This is a genomic window from Mycobacterium sp., from assembly GCF_025965855.1.
Taxonomy (GTDB): Bacteria; Actinomycetota; Actinomycetes; order Mycobacteriales; family Mycobacteriaceae; genus Mycobacterium.
The window spans coordinates 1-16,861 of sequence record NZ_JAOPWB010000227.1 but is presented as its reverse complement, the minus strand read 5'-3'; the positions used below and the strand labels follow the sequence as shown (position 1 = coordinate 16,861).

15 protein-coding genes are annotated in these 16,861 nt (G+C 66.8%); 9 read left to right on the top strand and 6 right to left on the bottom strand.

What is annotated here, in order from left to right:
• Positions 1 to 102: 102 nt before the first annotated feature.
• Complete coding sequence (locus JWP83_RS19305) at positions 103 to 642, top strand: Rv0340 family IniB-related protein (RefSeq protein WP_297733162.1); 540 nt, start codon at positions 103 to 105, stop codon at positions 640 to 642.
• A 169-nt stretch (positions 643 to 811) separates the two neighbouring features.
• Here the strand turns inward: JWP83_RS19305 and JWP83_RS19300 are convergent, their stop codons facing one another.
• Positions 812 to 1,102 (bottom strand): hypothetical protein, encoded by a 291-nt coding sequence (locus JWP83_RS19300; protein ID WP_297733159.1) that lies wholly within the window; start codon positions 1,100 to 1,102, stop codon positions 812 to 814.
• A 568-nt stretch (positions 1,103 to 1,670) separates the two neighbouring features.
• On the opposite strand from JWP83_RS19300, the gene JWP83_RS19295 reads away from it, so the two are divergent.
• Genes JWP83_RS19295 through JWP83_RS19285 form a run of 3 tightly spaced genes read left to right on the top strand, consistent with a single transcriptional unit; the run spans position 1,671 to position 2,618 of the window.
• Positions 1,671 to 2,000 (top strand): hypothetical protein, encoded by a 330-nt coding sequence (locus JWP83_RS19295; protein WP_297733156.1) that lies wholly within the window; start codon positions 1,671 to 1,673, stop codon positions 1,998 to 2,000.
• 3 nt (positions 2,001 to 2,003) lie between these two features.
• A complete protein-coding gene (locus JWP83_RS19290; protein ID WP_297733153.1) occupies positions 2,004 to 2,258 on the top strand; it encodes a hypothetical protein in 255 nt (84 codons plus the stop codon).
• Between the two features lie 3 nt (positions 2,259 to 2,261).
• Positions 2,262 to 2,618 carry a hypothetical protein gene (locus JWP83_RS19285; protein WP_297733150.1) on the top strand — a complete coding sequence of 119 codons (357 nt, stop codon included), beginning with the start codon at positions 2,262 to 2,264 and terminating at the stop codon, positions 2,616 to 2,618.
• A 158-nt stretch (positions 2,619 to 2,776) separates the two neighbouring features.
• Here the strand turns inward: JWP83_RS19285 and JWP83_RS19280 are convergent, their stop codons facing one another.
• A complete protein-coding gene (locus JWP83_RS19280; protein WP_297733147.1) occupies positions 2,777 to 3,277 on the bottom strand; it encodes a hypothetical protein in 501 nt (166 codons plus the stop codon).
• Between JWP83_RS19280 and JWP83_RS19275 the strand changes: the two genes are divergently transcribed.
• The 3 genes from JWP83_RS19275 (at position 3,245) to iniC (ending at position 7,431) form a co-directional block, all read left to right on the top strand.
• On the top strand, positions 3,245 to 3,967 hold the full coding sequence (locus JWP83_RS19275; RefSeq protein WP_297733144.1) for a hypothetical protein: 723 nt from the start codon (positions 3,245 to 3,247) through the stop codon (positions 3,965 to 3,967). The two genes, JWP83_RS19280 and JWP83_RS19275, sit on opposite strands and share 33 nt — an antisense overlap.
• A 103-nt stretch (positions 3,968 to 4,070) precedes the next feature.
• Positions 4,071 to 5,909: a dynamin-like GTPase family protein gene (locus tag JWP83_RS19270; RefSeq protein ID WP_297733141.1), complete on the top strand. Its 1,839-nt coding sequence runs from the start codon at positions 4,071 to 4,073 to the stop codon at positions 5,907 to 5,909.
• A 7-nt stretch (positions 5,910 to 5,916) separates the two neighbouring features.
• Positions 5,917 to 7,431, top strand: coding sequence for an isoniazid-induced dynamin-like GTPase IniC (iniC, locus tag JWP83_RS19265; RefSeq protein ID WP_297733138.1), 1,515 nt, complete (start codon positions 5,917 to 5,919; stop codon positions 7,429 to 7,431).
• Here iniC and JWP83_RS19260 read toward each other — a convergent pair.
• Genes JWP83_RS19260 through JWP83_RS19250 form a run of 3 tightly spaced genes read right to left on the bottom strand, consistent with a single transcriptional unit; the run spans position 7,428 to position 11,361 of the window.
• On the bottom strand, positions 7,428 to 9,074 hold the full coding sequence (locus tag JWP83_RS19260; RefSeq protein WP_297733135.1) for an Hsp70 family protein: 1,647 nt from the start codon (positions 9,072 to 9,074) through the stop codon (positions 7,428 to 7,430). The two genes, iniC and JWP83_RS19260, sit on opposite strands and share 4 nt — an antisense overlap.
• A 50-nt stretch (positions 9,075 to 9,124) precedes the next feature.
• Positions 9,125 to 9,670, bottom strand: coding sequence for a hypothetical protein (locus tag JWP83_RS19255; RefSeq protein WP_297733132.1), 546 nt, complete (start codon positions 9,668 to 9,670; stop codon positions 9,125 to 9,127).
• 59 nt (positions 9,671 to 9,729) lie between these two features.
• Positions 9,730 to 11,361 carry a PPE family protein gene (locus JWP83_RS19250; protein WP_297733129.1) on the bottom strand — a complete coding sequence of 544 codons (1,632 nt, stop codon included), beginning with the start codon at positions 11,359 to 11,361 and terminating at the stop codon, positions 9,730 to 9,732.
• 444 nt (positions 11,362 to 11,805) lie between these two features.
• Here JWP83_RS19250 and mmaA2 point away from each other — a divergent pair, with 444 nt between their 5' ends.
• On the top strand, positions 11,806 to 12,669 hold the full coding sequence (gene mmaA2, locus JWP83_RS19245) for a cyclopropane mycolic acid synthase MmaA2 (protein ID WP_297733124.1): 864 nt from the start codon (positions 11,806 to 11,808) through the stop codon (positions 12,667 to 12,669).
• Between the two features lie 119 nt (positions 12,670 to 12,788).
• Here the strand turns inward: mmaA2 and JWP83_RS19240 are convergent, their stop codons facing one another.
• Positions 12,789 to 13,676, bottom strand: a complete 888-nt coding sequence (locus JWP83_RS19240) for an SPFH domain-containing protein (protein WP_297733121.1) — start codon at positions 13,674 to 13,676, stop codon at positions 12,789 to 12,791.
• A gap of 443 nt (positions 13,677 to 14,119) precedes the next feature.
• Here JWP83_RS19240 and JWP83_RS19235 point away from each other — a divergent pair, with 443 nt between their 5' ends.
• On the top strand, positions 14,120 to 16,783 hold the full coding sequence (locus JWP83_RS19235; protein ID WP_297733118.1) for an adenylate/guanylate cyclase domain-containing protein: 2,664 nt from the start codon (positions 14,120 to 14,122) through the stop codon (positions 16,781 to 16,783).
• Positions 16,784 to 16,861: the final 78 nt, after the last annotated feature.

Below are 16,861 nucleotides of genomic sequence, written 5' to 3'. Positions count from 1 at the left end.
GGCGGGTTGCGCACCGATCCCGCCGGGCGACCCGGCCGATACCATTCCTGGTATCTGGCCGGAATTTCCGGCACGGCATTAGGTAAGGCAGGGAGGTGTGCTTTGGCAAACTCGTTGCTCGACTTTGTGATCTCGCTTGTGCGCGATCCCGACGCCGCCGCGCGCTACACCGCGAACCCCGAGCAGGCGATCGCCGACGCGCATCTTAGCGATGTGACCAGCGTCGACGTCAACAACCTGATCCCGATGGTGTCGGATTCATTGTCGATGGCCCACCCCGCCAGTGCCGTTGCGGCAGCGCCGGTCGCCGAGCACGGCAACGTTTGGGCAAGCGGTGCCGCCGCGGCCGCGCTCGATGCGTTCACGCCGCACGTCCCCGCAGGGGTTGCCCAGCAGCATGGTCCCGCGAACGGCGTGATCAGCCATCCGTCGCCACCGGCACCGCCCGAAGCGCCCGCTGAAGCGCATCGGGTCGGTCTCGACTCGCATGAGCCATCGGTGCTGTTCACGGGCGCAGATGCGCCCGATGGCCCCGCCGACCACGGGGTGTTCCCGGCGGACGATGTGAGTGCCTGGGACCACCCCGCCGCCCATCCGCACCCCGCCGACCCCGACCACCACGGCTTCGGGATCCACGGCTGATCATCCATTCGTCGTCGGTGGCGGGTATCGGCCATCGCAAGCCTTTGACGTGCGCATATGCGGCCACCTAAGCAACTTTCGACACGGGCGATCGCGTGTTGCGCAATCCCCCTAATCCCCTAACCAGGGGGCTGGTTCGATCCCTATAGGTACGCGCGCGGCTGGGGGATCAGGCCCCGATTCCAGGCCGACGGGAAATCCATAGCGTGTATATCGAAACGCCGGTCGCCCGGCGAAAGTCTTCGAAGATCGTGTGAGGGGAAACGACATGGACGCGCTGATCCGATACATCCTGGGGCTGTTTATCAATCCCGATGCGGCCCAAGCCTTTCTTGACGGTCCGCAGCAGGCCATGAGCCTTGCGGGCATCAATGCGGCGCCAGAGCAGTTCGCGATGGCGGCGACTAACGCGATGCCCGGTGTGGACCTCGGAGGTGATCCGGTCGGTGGCCTGCAGCAAGTGCTGGCCGACCAGTACGGCTACGCGCCGGTGTATGGGGGATACGAGCCCTACGGCGGCTATGCGCCGAGCCTGGTTTCCACGGTTGCCGACGACGGCGCCGCGCTCGTGGGCGACACCGTTGCCCCCGTCATGTACGGCGCCGACGCCGCCCTGGGTGACGGCGGCGCCATCGTGGGCGGCTTGGGCGGAGGACTAGTCAATGCCTTCGACGCCGGGCTATGGAATGCCGCCGACGGCGGGTTTGCGGGGCCCGGGGGTGGGTTCGGTTGGCAGCCCGGCTGGGGTGCATTCGGACCGGCCACTGGTGAGTCCGGTGCAGGTTTCGGACCCGGATGGGGTGGCTTCCAGCCCGGTTGGGGTGACGTCGGACCTCGGTGGGGTGAGTTCCGGCACGGTTGGGGTGGCCCCCAGCCCGGTTGGGGCGACTTCCGTCCTGGCTTCGGCACCGGTTGTGCCCCCGGTTGGGGCGGGTTCGGTCCCGGTGGCCTCATTGGCGAGCAGCTCGGCGGCGGCTTCGGTGCAGGCATTGGCGCAGAGGTCAGCGGGGGTTTGAATCTTGGTCTCGGTGTCGGCGGTGGAGCTGGTTTGGGCGCTGAGATCGGTGCTGGGTTGGGCCTCGGGTTTGGTGCCGGTGTGGGTGGTCAGACCGGTTTTGCTTTGGGCGGCCAGGCGGGCCTCGGTGGTGGCTTGGGCCTTGGGGTCGGGGCCGGTCTGGGCGCTCGCGCCGGCTTTGGCCTCGGTGGCGAGGCGGGTCTGGGTGGTGAGGCCGGACTCGGCGCTCGCGCCGGCTTTGGCGGCGGCGCGGCACTCGCCGGCGAGGCTGGCCTTGGTGGTGAAGCCGGTCTTGGAGGTGGCGTCGGTTTGGGTGCTGCCGCTGGTCTGCGTGGCGGTGTAGGTCTTGCCGGAGAGGCTGGCTTTGGCGGCGAGGCTGGTCTTGGTGGGGGTGTTGGTCTCGCCGGCGGCGCTGGTCTTAGCGGTGGCGCGGGTCTGGCTGGTGGCGCGGGATTGGCTGGTAATGCTGGTCTTAGCGGTGGCGCTGGGCTCGCTGGTGGCGCTGGTCTTAGCGGTGGTGCTGGTTTGGGCGCTGGTGCTGGTCTGCGTGGCGGTGCCGGTTTGGCTGGCGAAGCAGGCTTCGGTGGCGGTGCTGGACTAGCCGGTGGAGCTGGGCTCGGTGGTGAGGCCGGCCTTGCTGGCAACGCGGGTTTGGCTGGTGGCGCGGGTTTGGCTGGTGGCGCCGGTCTTAGCGGCGGCGCTGGCCTCGCTGGTGGTGCTGGGCTTAGCGGTGGCGCTGGTCTTGCCGGTGGTGCTGGTTTGGGCGCTGGTGCTGGCCTGCGTGGCGGCGCCGGTTTGGCTGGCCAAGCAGGCTTCGGTGGTGGTGCTGGACTCGCCGGTGGAGCTGGGCTCGGTGGTGAGGCCGGGCTTGCCGGCAACGCGGGTTTGGCCGGCGGCGCGGGTTTGGCTGGTGGCGCTGGTCTTAGCGGTTCCGCTGGCGGGCAGGCTGGGATCGGCCTAACGAGCGAAGCCGCTGGGAGGGCGGCAGGTGGCTTCGGTGGTCAGGCAGGCGCTGGGTTCGGCGCCGGTGGCCAAGCAGGTGCTGGCGTTGGCGGTCAGGCTGGCGGTGCCTTAGGCGTGGGCGCCGGTGGTCAGGCAGGTTTGGGCGCCGAGGCCGGCCTAGGCGGCCAAGCCGGACTCGCTGGCCAAGGTGGTCTTGGTGCGGGCGGTGCGTTCGGCGCGGGTGGCCAGGCCGGTGGCGGCTTTGGTGGCGCGGCCGGCGGCGGGCTTGGCGGGCAGGCCAGTCTCGCCGGCCCAGCCGGTCTGGCGGGCCAGGGCGGCTTTGGCGCCGGTGGTGGCGTGGCCGGCGCTAGCGGTCTGGCGGGCCAGGCCGGTCTTGCCGCGGGCGGGGGGCTGGCTGGTGCCGGCAACGTCGGTGGCCTCGCCGGCGCTGGCGGTAACGCCGCGCTCCTCGGCGGCGCGACCGGTCAAGCGGGATTGATCGCCAGTGAGGGCGCCGCGCTGAACGGCGCTGCGACTCCTCACGTTTCCGGTCCACTGGGCGGCGTCGGCGTCGGCGGTCAGGGTGGCGCCAGTGCCGCGGGCGGCGCCGGATTGGGCATCGGTGGCGAGCGCAGCAGCGCTGTCATGAGCGGCGACAGCAGCACGCTGGGCGGCCACGTGACGCCCCAACCGGCGGCCCCATCCATCGCAGGTGGCGCCGGCTTGGGCGGCCACGCCAGCGGCGGCGGCACCCTGGCACCCGGCATCGGCGACGGCCCCGCGGGTGCCGCAGCCGGTGGCGCGGTGACCGGTGGTGCCGGTGGCGGCGCAGTGGCCGGTGGCCCTGGTGGCGCTTCCCACGGCCAGATTCTCGGCCAGGAAGGCGCCGCGCTCGGCGGCGGCCCCGTCAACGCAGGCGGCGTCCCGCCCCAGCACGCCCCGGTCGCCCCTACGGGACAGGGTCCGGTCATTCAGGGCGGGGGTGAGGCCGGAGGCACCGTCGGCGGCCAGGCGACGCCGCCGTCGAACCTAGGCTCGGTGATCCAGACCCCCGGCGCCGGTGGCCCGGTCAACCACGGCGGCACCGGCTCGCCGGTGATCCAGCAGCCGGCACAGGCGCCGGCTCACTCGCCGGTGATCCAGCAGCCGGCGCAGGCGCCGGCCCCGGTCGACCACGCGCCCGCTCCGGTTCAGCACGCGCCGGCCCCCGTCCAGCACTCGCCGGCTCCCGTCGAGCACTCGCCGGCCCCGGCGCCGCACAGCCCGTCGGTGTTCGAGGGCACGCCGCATGAGCCGGCCCCGGTGCACGCTCCCGTACCGGCCCCGCACCCGGCGCCGTCCGCGCATCCGGTCGGGCCGCACGGCTAAAGAATCCTGACGGGTAGCACGGCGGGGACCTCCTTTGGTCTCCGCCGCTGCTACGCGCATACCGTGATCTCAGTGCATCGCAGCGAGAAAGTGGGGCAGCACGGTGGTCCAACCGGATGACCCTCGGCGGGTCAACGTCATCGTCGAACTGATCGACCACACCATCGCCATCGCCGGACTCAACGACCGCGGTGACCTCGCGCAGCGGCTGACCCGAGCCCGCGAGCGGATCCTTGACCCCCAAATCCGGGTGGTGATCGCCGGGCAGCTCAAGCAAGGCAAGAGCCAACTGCTCAACTCGCTGCTGAACCTGCCGGTGGCGCGAGTCGGCGACGACGAGGCCACGGTGGTGATCACCGTCGTCGGCTATGGCGACCCGCCGTCGGCCCGGCTGGTTGTCGCCGCGGGCCCCAACGGCGAACCCGCAAGCATCGACATTCCCGTGGATGACCTCAACAGCGACCTGCGCCACGCGCCGCAGGCCGGCAACCGAGAAGTGCTGCGCGTCGAGATCGGCGCACCCAGCCCGCTGCTGCAGGGTGGGCTGGCGTTCATCGACACCCCCGGCGTGGGGGGCCACGGGCAGCCGCACCTGTCCGCGACGCTCGGATTGCTGCCGGATGCCGACGCCCTACTGATGGTCAGCGACGCCAGCCAGGAATTGACCGAACCGGAGATGCGGTTCATCCGCCAGGCGCACCAGATCTGTCCCGTCGCGCTGTTGGTGGCGACCAAAACCGACCTCTATCCGCACTGGCGCGAAATCGTCAACGCCAACGCCGGGCACCTGCAGCGCGCGGGCGTGCCGATCCCGATCGTGCCGGTCTCGTCCCTGTTGCGCAGCCACGCCGTCACGCTCAACGACAAGGAACTCAACGACGAGTCCAACTTCCCGTCGATCGTCAAGTTCCTCAGCGAAAAGGTGCTCTCCCGCCAGACGGACCGGGTTCGCGACGAGGTTCTGTCCGAGATCCGTTCCGCTGCAGAGCATTTGGCGATGATCGTGGGATCGGAGCTGACGGTCATCGACGACCCGGACCTCCGTGACCGCCTCGCCGAAGATCTTGAACGGCGCAAGCGCGAGGCGCAGGATGCCCTCAACCAGTCGGCGCTGTGGCAGCAGGTGCTCAACGACGGATTCACCGATCTCTACGCCGACGTCGACCACGACATGCGGGCCCGATTCCGCGCCGTCACCGAAGACATTGAGCGCCAGATCGATTCGTGTGATCCGACGCGCCATTGGGCCGAAATCGGTACCGACGTGGAGGACGCGGTCGCCACCGCGGTCGGGGACAACTTCGTGTGGGCTTACCGGCGGGCCGAGGGGTTGGCCGACGACGTGGCGCGCTCGTTCGCCGATGCGGGGCTGGACTCGGTCATGTCGCCGGAACTGACGGGGCGTCTGATGGGCGGCGACTTCGGCCGGCTCAAGTCGCTGGCGGAGCTGGAATCCAGGCCGGCTGGAAAGGGGCAGAAGGTCGTCACCGGGTTGCGGGGATCCTATGGCGGTGTGGTCATGATCGGCATGTTGTCGTCGGTGGCCGGCCTGGGCCTGTTCAACCCGCTGTCGGTGGGGGCCGGTCTGCTGCTGGGCCGCATGGCATACAAGGAGGACAAGGAGCACCGGCTCTTGCGGGCGCGCGCCGAGGCCAAGACCAACGTGCGCCGCTTCGTCGACGACGTGTCGTTCGTGGTGGGCAAGGAATCTCGCGATCGGCTCAAGACGATCCAGCGCACGCTGCGCGACCACTACCGTGACATCGCCAACGAACTCACCCGCTCGCTCAACGAATCGCTGCAAGCCACGATCACCGCGGCGCACATCGAAGAAACCCAGCGCGACAATCAGATTCGTGAACTGGAGCGGCAGTTGAACATCCTGGAGCAGGTCATCGACAACCTAGAAAAGTTGGAGTCAAGTTGCCCCCGATGGCCGTAGGACGTTCGTGAGCACCAGCGATCAGGTCCGCGCGATCCTCGGCGGAACAATCCAGGCCTACCGCGGCGAGTCGGCGTATCGGCAGCGCCCCGACGTCTTCTACGAATTGGAGCGCATCGGCGCGCGCCTGGCCGAGCCCATCCGCGTCGCGCTGGCCGGCACGCTCAAGGCCGGAAAGTCCACTCTGGTCAACGCTTTGGTGGGGGAGGACATCGCCCCGACGGACGCCACCGAGGCCACCCGGATCGTGACGTGGTTCCGACACGGCCCGACGCCGAAGGTCACCGCCAACCATTGGGGCGGACGGCACTCGAATGTCCCGATCAACCGCAGCGCCGGCCTGACCTTCGACTTCGCGACGCTCAACCCCGCCGACGTGGCCGACCTGGACGTCGAATGGCCCGCGGAAGAGCTGGTCCACACCACCATCATCGACACCCCGGGGACGTCGTCGCTGACCCGCGAGACCTCCGAGCGCGCGCTGCAGCTGTTGATACCGCCCGACGGGGTGCCACGGGTGGACGCGGTGGTGTTCCTGTTGCGCACCCTCAACGCCGCGGACGTTGCGCTGCTCAAGCAGATCGGTCACCTCGTCGGCGGCTCGGCCGGAGCGCTGGGCATCATCGGCGTCGCGTCGCGGGCCGACGAGATCGGCGCGGGCCGCATCGACGCGATGCTGTCGGCGGCCGATGTCGCCCAGCGGTTCACCCGTGAGATGAACCAGACGGGCATCTGCCAGGCCGTGGTGCCGGTGTCCGGACTGCTCGCGCTGACGGCCCGCACGTTGCGCCAGAGCGAGTTCACCGCGCTGCGAAAGCTCGCCGGCGTCGATAGCGCCACGCTCAGCAAGGCCATGCTGAGCGTGGACCGCTTCGTGCGCGCCGACAGCCAGCTGCCCGTCGACGCCGCGACCCGCGCCCAATTGCTGGAGCGGTTCGGCATGTTCGGCATCCGGATTTCGCTCGCCGTGCTGGCCGCCGGGGTCACCGACGCGCCGGGGCTGGCCGACGAACTGCTCGAGCGCAGCGGGTTGGTCGCGCTGCGTCAGGTCATCGACCAGCAATTCGCGCAACGCTCGGACATGCTCAAGGCGCATACCGCCCTGGTGTCGTTGCGCAGGTTTGTCGAAGCGTTCCCGATCGTGGCGACGCCCTACATCATCGCCGACATCGACCCCCTGCTGGCCGACACCCACGCCTTCGAGGAACTCCGGCTCCTCAGCCAACTGCATTCGCGCCCAACGACATTGAACGGAGACGAGGTCGTTTCGCTGCGCCGCATCATCGGCGGCTCGGGCAGCGACGCCGCCAGCAGGCTGGGCTTGAATCCCGAGGACGTGCACGGGCAGGAGGGCCCGCGCGCCGCATTCGCTGCGGCCCAACGCTGGCGCCGCCGGGCCGAGCACCCCCTCAACGACCCGTTCACCACCAAGGCCTGCCGTGCCGCGATGCGCAGCGCCGAGGCGATGGTGGCGGATTTCGCCGCTCGCGGTTACGACGCGTCCGACTCCCGGCCGGGCTAGCGCCCCAACGGGGGTTGCGGCAGGGGTAGCGGCAGCGGCCTTTGTCGCGTGGTGGTGGGAGCCGCGGTGGTGGTGGCCTGCGATGTCGTGGTCGGCTGGGCGCTCGTGGTGGTCGGCGCGGTTGTCGTCGTGGTGGGCGGCGGGCTGCTGGTCGTCGTCGCGGGCGGCTGCGTCGACGACGGCGGTGGCGGTGGGGGCGGGATCACCGTCACGGTGGTGGTGTCGTTCGGCCCGGTTATGGTCACCGTTTGCGACGTTTGCGGTGGCGCCGGTTCGTTCGGCGGGGTGTTGTTGACCGGGTTGGTTTTCGTGTGGCCCAGGGTCAGTGCCAACACCACCGCGACCAGCATGGCCGCGGCCGCGCCGATGACGCTCAACACCAGCGCGGTGCGCTTGTACCAGGGCAGCTTTCCGGTCGCGGCGGCGTAGCGGTCGCTGTCCGCATCACCCGATCTCTTTGGCTCCCCGCCGTATTCGCCGGTCATGTCGGGCCCGGTATAGGGCACCGGCTCGGCGGCGTCGTCGGCGTCCTGGGACCATGCCAGGGCGAGGCCGCCGTCGGCGAGCTTGGCGGTCTGGACCAATTCGGTCGGGTTCTCGACGACGGGACCTGCGGCGGTCGCGACGCCCGCGGCGGCCTGCTGCTGGCCCAGCACCGACGCGCCGATGGCGGCGGTGAATCCGGGATGCGGCGGGGTGTGGATCGGCACCCGCAGCCGCTCGGACAGGCGCGCGGTGATCAGCGGGATGCTGGCGCCCCCGCCGACGGCCGCCACGGCCGCCAGGTTCGATCGCTGAATCCCGTTGCGCTGCAACGTGTCTTCGACCGTGCTGACGAAGCGGTCCAGCGGTTGGGAGATGAGTTGCTCGAGTTCCGCGCGGGAAAGCCGGACGTCATCACCGGAACCCGCGGCGACCGCCGCGGTCGACAGCTGTTCCTTGGCGCGGCGGCATTCGGCGAGCAGGCGCGTCTGTGCGCCGATTCGGGCGGTGCTGGCCAGGTCGGCGCTGGTGGCGTCGGAGGCACCCGCGCGTACGTAATCGAGGATGAGTTGATCGATGCCGTCACCGGAGAATTCGGCGTAGCGCACCGACTGGCCGATCTGCTGAAGGGTCGGACCGGCATTGATCAGAGTCACGCTGGTGCCGCTGGCACCGAAATCGCACACCGCGACGACGCCGGCCGGGAATCCAGGGTTCGCGCGCAGCGTCGCCAGGGCGGCCGTGGCGTCGGAAATCAAGGCCGGTGCCACACCGCCGCGGGTCAGGTCCGGCTGCGCGAAGAATTCTTCACGCAGCGCGGTGGTCTGCGCCTCCGACCAGTACGCGGGCACCGCGACAGTGACCGGTGAGCCGTAGCCGACCGTGCGCGACATGGCTTCGATCGCTTCGACCGTCAGCACCTCGCCGGTGTACTTCGTCCCGTCGGCCGCCACCAGCGGAGCCCGGTCCCCGACCCGCTCGACGAATCCGCGCAGCACCAGCCCCGGTTCGGTCAGGTTCGGGTTTTCCTCCGGCAGGCCGATTTGGGTTGGCCGGCGCTCGAACAGCGTCAACACGGAACTGCGGGCCACCGGAGCGCTGCCCACGCGGGCCGCAACCAGGTTGGCCGCGCCGATCGACAATCCGAGCGACTCGCTCATAACGCACACCCCATTCCAGCGAGTCTATGAGCGCGGCCCGGCCACACGGGTCAGGAGAGGCCGGGCGGCAGCGTGAGCACCGGCCCGTCGGGAATGGTGATCACCGACGGCAGCTGTGGCAGATGATGCCGATGCGTCGGCTGCTGCTGGGTCGGCTGATGCGTGGGCTGCTGGGTCGGCTGCTGCGCAGGCGGTTCGACCGCGCTGCTGGTGGGCGTCTCGGACGACTGGGTGGTCGGCGTCGGCGTCGTCGTCGCGGTGGTGGGGGTCGTTGACGTGGTGCCGCTCGTGGTGCCCGGGGTGGGGCTGGTGCCCGAGCCGCCCTGAATCAGCTCCATGAGACCGTAGACGATCAACGCGATCAGGATCAGAACCGCGACAATCCACGCGATGATCCCCACGGGCCTCCGATTCCACGGGGTGGGCTCGGGTTCCCGGTCGAAAGGATCGAGCGCCTCCGGTGACTCCGGTTGGTCAGGCGCTATCTCCGCAGGTGGCGGGGGTTCACCCGACGGCGGGCGTCCGCCCAGGCCGCCGTAGTCCGCATACTGCGTCTGCTGGTTGTGGAAGTCGTCCGGTGGGCCGTTGGATGCCACGGCACCGATGGTACTGACACCGCTTTCGGGCCAGCTCAGACCCGCGGGAACCCGTTGTCTTAAACGCCGAGTTCCTGGTCGATCTGCGGCCAGTATTGAGGACCGTCCGGAGTGAGGATGATCCAGTCGTGAATTTCGCCGTTGCCCAGTACGAAGTTGATCGGGGCCCCGGCTATGGCGGCTTCGTGCTGCAGCACGAGCACGTCGGGTGAGAGTATGTCGAGGTTGCCCGAGTAGACATACGTCGGCGGAAGCCCGCTGAGCGACCCATTCAGCGGACTCACCCGATAGTCGGTCACGGGAAGATTGCCTGCCCACTCCCTGCCGATCACTTGCGCAGGCCCAAGAGGCAGCAGGGGATCCTGGACCAGGGCAATGTTCGGATTGCTCATCGTCAAGTCGAGCCACGGGGACAGCAGAACCATGGACGCCGGTACGGCCTCACCTTGCCGAACCATGTATTCGGTGGCCGCCAATGCGAGGTTGCCGCCCGCGGAGTCACCGATGACGCTGACGTGAGGGGCGCCGAGCGTACTGACTTCGTGGTTGATGAAGCCTGCCATTTGGGGCACCACCGTGCCGGCGGTACCTCCTTGCTGCAGCAGCGGGTAGATCGGCACTTCAATGGTGGCGCCGGTCTGGTAGGCCATCACCGTGTAATCGAGCCAGTGGAAGATCGACGGCGGCAAGATAAAGGCGCCACCGTGAATGGCGACCACGTAGTTGCCGGAGGGATGAGCCGGCGTGATCTGCACGACTTGCATCCCGTTATAGGTGGTGTGCTGGACCGTTTCTCCCAGCAGCAACGGCAATAACTTTGGCGGGGAATTGCCGATGAATATCCCCAATAGCGGGGTGTCGCTGGTAAGCAGCGATAAAAGTGGGGAACTCGGGTTTTCAATCATGGGTTCGAGCCCGGAGAAGGCCAGGAAGGGTTTTACCGGCCACAGCGCAGCCTCTTCGAACCTGGTTGGCAGCGACGGTCCCCCGGTATAGGTCCCTACCTGCGTTGCCGAGAACGGCGGAGCAGCCGGTGCCCCGAAGATGGTGCCGATGACCGTGTTGGAAAGGTGGTTGAATCCGTTGGCAACCGTCGTCGGGGCCTGCTGGATTTCCTGCTCAACGAGGGCGAAACCGTTCCCGAGAGCCCTGGTGAATTCGCCGGGAAGATTTTCCAGTGCTATTTCCCACTGCCCCAACTGCGCGACCGTTGCCGACGCACTGGCGTGATACCCGCCCATCGCGGCGACGTCCTGAGCCCACATCCGCTCGTATTCGGCCTCGGCGGCCGCGATGGCCGGGGCGTTTTGACCGAACAGATTCGAGATCACCAGCGACACCAGCTGGCCGCGATTGGCCGTGATCACCCCAGGGTCCACGATTGTTGCCAGGGCTGCCTCGTACGCGATGGCCGCCGCCCGGGCTTGGGTTGCCGACTGTTCGGCTTGAGCGGCTGCCCCTCCCAGCCAGTCCAGATACCGGGCCGCCGCGTTCGTCATGGATGCCGACGCCGGGCCTTGCCAGGCCTGGCCCGCCAGCTCTGAAGTCACCGAGCTAAACGCGTTCGCCGCCGAGCTCAACTCACTACCGATACCGTCCCAGGCCGCCGCGGCCTCCAACATCGGTCCCGTACCCGGTCCATCAAGCAGCAGCACCGAATTGACCTCAGGTGGCCATACCGAAAAGCTCATTACTGCTCCCCTCGATCAGGTATCCAGCAGCCCTTGCAGCAACGTACCCCATCGAATCGTTCGGCAATCCGAGCTTGGCGGGTGGGACTCTTACCCTTGGCGATCCGCCCAAAGGCAACTTCCTTCTTGGGTCTCCGCTGCTGGGTAAACAACGTTCGGATTCACGGCGATTGTCGCGCCTCCACGACTTTCGCTACGCCATACGCGCACTCAGGTCAGACCGCTAGACGGCGAGGACTCAGCAGTGCAGCAATCCCCGGTTATTCATTCGCTGCGGCGGTTGCACGGCCCCTGACCTTTGAAAATGCCCGCGAAGGTATGTGGTGCGAACTTGAACCAAGCGTTTCGCCTGAGCGTGTATGGGGAAGACCTGCGCGTGTAGGGCAGTCTCGGCGCTCCCGCGTCCGTCACAACGACCGTGGGGGCCGGAAGGGAACGAGATTTGTGGGTGACGAGCTAACGCCTCACTTCGCGGATGTACAGGCCCACTACGACCTATCCGACGACTTCTTCCGCCTATTTCTGGACCCCACCCAGACCTACAGTTGCGCTTACTTCAAGCGTGGAGATATGACGCTGGAGGAGGCGCAGATCGCCAAGATCGACCTGGCGCTGGGCAAGTTGGGCCTTCAGTCGGGCATGACATTGCTCGACATCGGCTGCGGGTGGGGTGCCACAATGCGGCGGGCGATCGAGAAGTATGACGTGAACGTCGTGGGCCTTACGTTGTCGAGGAACCAGGCCGCCCACGTTCAGAAGTCATTCGACGAGATGGACAGCCCGCGGCGCGGGCGTGTGTTGCTCAATGGATGGGAACAGTTCGAGGAGCCCGTCGACCGCATCGTGTCGATCGGCGCGTTCGAGCACTTCGGTCAAGATCGGTACGACGACTTCTTCGCTCGGGCCTACAACATCCTGCCCGCTGACGGCGTGATGCTGCTGCACACCATCACCAACTTGACGGAAAAGGAAATGAATCTCCTGGACTTGCCGATTACGTTTGAACTCCTGCGGTTCCACAAGTTCATCGTGAGCGAGATCTTTCCGGGGGGGCAGACGCCGACAGTTGAGATGGTGAAGGAGCACTCGGCCAAGGCGGGCTTCACCCTGACCCGCCGCCAGTCGCTGCAGCTGCACTACGCCAGGACCCTCGACATATGGGCTGAAGCCCTGAAGGCACAGAAAAACAAGGCCATCGAGATTCAGTCTGAAGAGGTCTACGAGCGCTACATGAAATACCTGACCGGCTGCGCCGACATGTTCCGAATGGGCTACAACGACCTCAACCAATTCACCCTGACGAAGTAGTGCGCCATCAGGGAACCGATGTCTGTCGTGTACACCACCTGACACCTCCACAGGCGCTTCGGGCAGCCGCAATCTATCTTTCCGTGAGATTTGTTGGGCGAGTCGGTAATTCGAGAGAGTCAGCGTGTGTCGACTCGCAGACCGCTGGCGTCGTCAGGGATCGGTGGCATGTCCAGCTTCGGCATCTCGCTCTTCGAAGCCGCGGCCGAAGTGGACAGCGTAGCGGCTTCGTCGTCAGGGCTCCTGGATGCTTCCGGCGTTGCTCGTTCCAAGAACCGGAGCAGTTCGACGGGGAAGGGAAGCACCAGGGTGGAGTTCTTCTCGGCGGCCACCTCAACCACGGTTTCCAAGAGCCGCAACTGAAGCGCAGCCGGGTGCGCGGCCATTGTCTCGGCCGCTTGGGCCAGTTTCTCAGACGCCTGCAGTTCACCGTCGGCGGTGATCACCCGGGCCCGCCGCTCACGCTCCGCCTCGGCTTGGCGCGCGATCGACCGCTTCATCGAATCCGGCAGTACTACGTCCTTGATTTCCACGCGGTCGATGTGAACACCCCAGCCCACCGCGGGGCTGTCGATCATCAACTCCAGGCCCTGATTGAGACCCTCGCGGTTACAGAGAAGGTCGTCCAGGTCGCTTTTGCCGATGATCGACCGCAGCGATGTCTGCGCGACCTGGCCGACAGCGGACACATAGTCCTGTACGTCGACAACCACACGCACCGGATCCGCAACATTGAAATAGATGACTGCATCCACACGCACGGTTACGTTGTCGCGGGTGATGCCATCCTGGGCGGGCACCGGCATCGTGATGATCTGCATATTCACCTTCTCGAGGCGGTCGGCGACTGGAATCAGCAATGTGAGCCCCGGTCCACGGACACCGGTTTGCACCCGTCCGAAACGAAACACCACGCCTCGTTCGAATTGCTTGACGACCCGAACGCTTGCTCCCAGCCAGAGCACACCAAGGCCGAACGCTGCGGCCAGTGCGTAAAAGATGATCATTATGTCCTCCACTTCCGCCTCGGAAAGACCTGTCGGTACTTTTCGGCGAGTGTTGGCGACTTACAGCCGATAAGACGTCGACACCCCTCCAGTATGGGCCGATCACTCGAGGCGTGCTCGAATCCCCGATGGGGCCACGGCGTTGCCCTGGTTGTGCGCGTGGCCATCGCATGACGCACTCGACGCACGTACCTCACCCTTGGTGGTGGTGATGCGCGACGTCGTTGTCGGAACTTTCGCGGGGGGCGACCCGCACAGGCCAAGCCGTTGTTGCCGTCCGATCCACGACGACGTCGAACAACGGGTCCGCGCGAAACTCGCGATCACCCCTGCACCCGATTAGCCTGCCCGCCACTCGTCTCAGAACAGATGAGTTACGAGAGTCTCGAAAGTCGGTCGCGGTTGGCCGCGTGAAAGCGCGCTTGGTGTGAGATCCTTTGCTCGTGGCCGCCCGGGTCCCGCCGTCGGGGGTCGTGACGTTCCTCTTCACCGATATCGAGGGGTCAACCCGTCGGTGGGAGGCGGACGCCGTTGGGATGCGGCAGGCGTTGGAAGCCCATGACGAAGTCTTACACGGGGCGATCGCACGGCACGGGGGCTGGTTGTTCAAGCACACCGGTGACGGTGTATGCGCTGCGTTCGCCTCGCCCAGGTCAGGGGTGGATGCGGCGGTGGCCGCGCAGCGGGAGCTGGAGTTGCCGGTGCGGATGGGCATCGCAACCGGCGAAGCCGAACTGCGGGACGGGGACTACTTCGGTGCGGTGCTCAATCGTGCGGCGCGGGTGATGGCCGCCGGGCACGGTGGTCAGATTCTCGTGGCTGAGTCGACGGCGGGTCTGCTTGGCGGAGTAGACCTCGTCAATCTGGGGCCCCGAAGGTTGCGCGATATACCGATGCCTGTAGGGCTGTTTCAAGTACAGGCAGCGGAACTTCGCGCGGAGTTTCCCCCGTTGCGGGCGCTCGATACAACCCCGGGAAATCTGCGGCCTGCGACCACCAGCTTGATCGGACGTGAGTCCGAGGTCGCCGAGATTGAAGCGGCGGTCAAGGCGCATCGGTTGGTGACGCTGACCGGCGTGGGTGGGGTCGGCAAGACCCGTCTTGCGTTGGAAGTCGCGGCGCACCTGGCTGATGAGTTTCCTGATGGCGTTTGGTTTTTCGAGTTGGCAGCGGTGACTGATCCGGCGGCGGTACCCGATGCGGTGGCGGCGGTGCTGGGCACGACCCAGCAACCGGGTAAGACCGTCAGTGAGTCGGTGGCCGCTGCGTTGGAGGGCCGGGTCCGGCTGCTAGTGATCGACAACTGCGAGCACGTTCTCGACGCCGCCGCCGACCTGATCGAAGCGATCCTCGCCCACTCGGCAACGGTACGAATCCTCGCCACCAGCCGCGAAGGACTCGGAGTCCCCGACGAGCAGGTATGGCCGGTGCGCTCTCTGGACGCGGCATCGGGAATCAACTCTGCGGCGGTGCGCCTGTTCGTCGAACGCGCTCAAGGCATTGCGCCGGGCTTCTCGATGGTCAAAGGCGATGAAGCCGCCGCCGTCACCGAGATTTGTCAGCGCCTCGACGGGATTCCCTTGGCCATCGAACTGGCCGCCTCGCGGACGGTGTCGATGACCGCGAGTGAAATGCGTGATCGCCTCGATCACCGGTTCCGGCTGCTGGTCGGCTCCCGGCGCGGACTGGAACGCCACCACACGCTGCGCCACGCGGTGGCGTGGTCCTACGACCTTCTCGCCGACACCGAAAAGACAGTGCTGGACCGCTGTTCGGTCTTTGCGGGCGGATTCGACCACCAAAGCGCCTGCGCAATAGCCGGATCAGATGACCTCGACGAGTACGCCATCCTCGAGGTACTCGACGCTCTGGTGCGCAAGTCGCTGCTCATCACCGATCGGTCTTCGGGGCGGACCCGGTTTTCGATGCTGGAGACGATCCGCCAGTTCGCCGAGGAACAACTCGTAGCCCGCCGGGAGGCGACCCAGGCGCGTGCCGCGCATGCCCGCTACTTCGCCGGACGCGAAAACGACATCATGGCCCTGTGGGACAGCCCACGGCAGCGTGACGCCTACACCTGGTTCAACTTCGAGTTGGCGAATCTGCGCACGGCATTTCGGTGGGCCGCAGACCACGACGAACTCGACGTCGCCGCCGCGATCGCAACATATGCGGCATGGCTCGGCTTTCAGACTGAAAATTACGAACCAATCGCGTGGGCCGAAGAGCTCATCGAGCCGGCACGCGCCATCGCCCACCCCCGGCTCACGGCCCTGTATGTGATGGCGTCGAATTGCTACATGGCCGGACGGATCGTTCCGGCTATTCGCTACACCGAAGCCGCCCAGAGGGCGATCAGCGGTGGAAGCGACCACGTCCCGTACGGCGCCGAAGGCTTCATTGGCAGTGTCTACGTCGGCGTCGGCCAGCCCGAACGGTGGGTTCAGTCGTGTCGCGCTCAGCTGGCACGCGGTCCAGACACCCACGCATACACCACGACGAACCTGGTCATCGGACTGACGGTCACCGGTTCCCTTGACGACGCGATGGCCGCCACCAGCGATCTGATCGACGCCGCCGAAGCGACCGGCAACCCGCAGGTGCTTTCATGGGCGCTTCTCGCCTACGGATTTGCCTTCCGTCACGCTGATCCCGACCTCGCGATCGAGGCCTCGCGCCGGGGCCTGGTCATCGCACAAGACAGCGGCAACCGTCTCAACGAGACAACCCTTACGTACCTGCTGGCCGCACTCGAGGGCGAACACGGAGACCGAATGGCCGCACTGGATTCCTTCGCTGCGGCCATCCACGACTACCACGAGTCAGGCAACACCTACATGATCAGCGCGCCTCTGGCCCTCCTTGCCGCCTTTCTCGACCGGCTCGGGCATTACGAATCAGCGGCCACAATCGCCGCCTTCTCCGCGATCAATCCCATGACCCACGCGGCTCTCCCCGAACTTGACACAGCGATCGCCCACCTTCGCGAAGTGTTAGGTGACCAGACCTATCAACGCCTCGCGCGGGAGAGTGGAGCAATGACCACTTCCGCCATCGTGTCGTACGCATACCACCAAATGGGACTGTCAGAACAACGGTGGATCTGATCTTGGTCTGACACGCCGAGCGTGAGCTTGGCGGGAAGGACTGACGATGTCAGAAACACTCGATCCCGTGGCTATGGA

Bases quoted from the DNA above. Each gene is read 5' to 3' on its own strand.
- JWP83_RS19275 (WP_297733144.1), top strand. From the start codon at position 3,245: ATGAGCGGCGACAGCAGCACGCTGGGCGGCCACGTGACGCCCCAACCG.
- JWP83_RS19260 (WP_297733135.1), bottom strand. From the start codon at position 9,074: ATGAGCGAGTCGCTCGGATTGTCGATCGGCGCGGCCAACCTGGTTGCG.
- JWP83_RS19250 (WP_297733129.1), bottom strand. From the start codon at position 11,361: ATGAGCTTTTCGGTATGGCCACCTGAGGTCAATTCGGTGCTGCTGCTT.
- JWP83_RS19240 (WP_297733121.1), bottom strand. From the start codon at position 13,676: ATGATCATCTTTTACGCACTGGCCGCAGCGTTCGGCCTTGGTGTGCTC.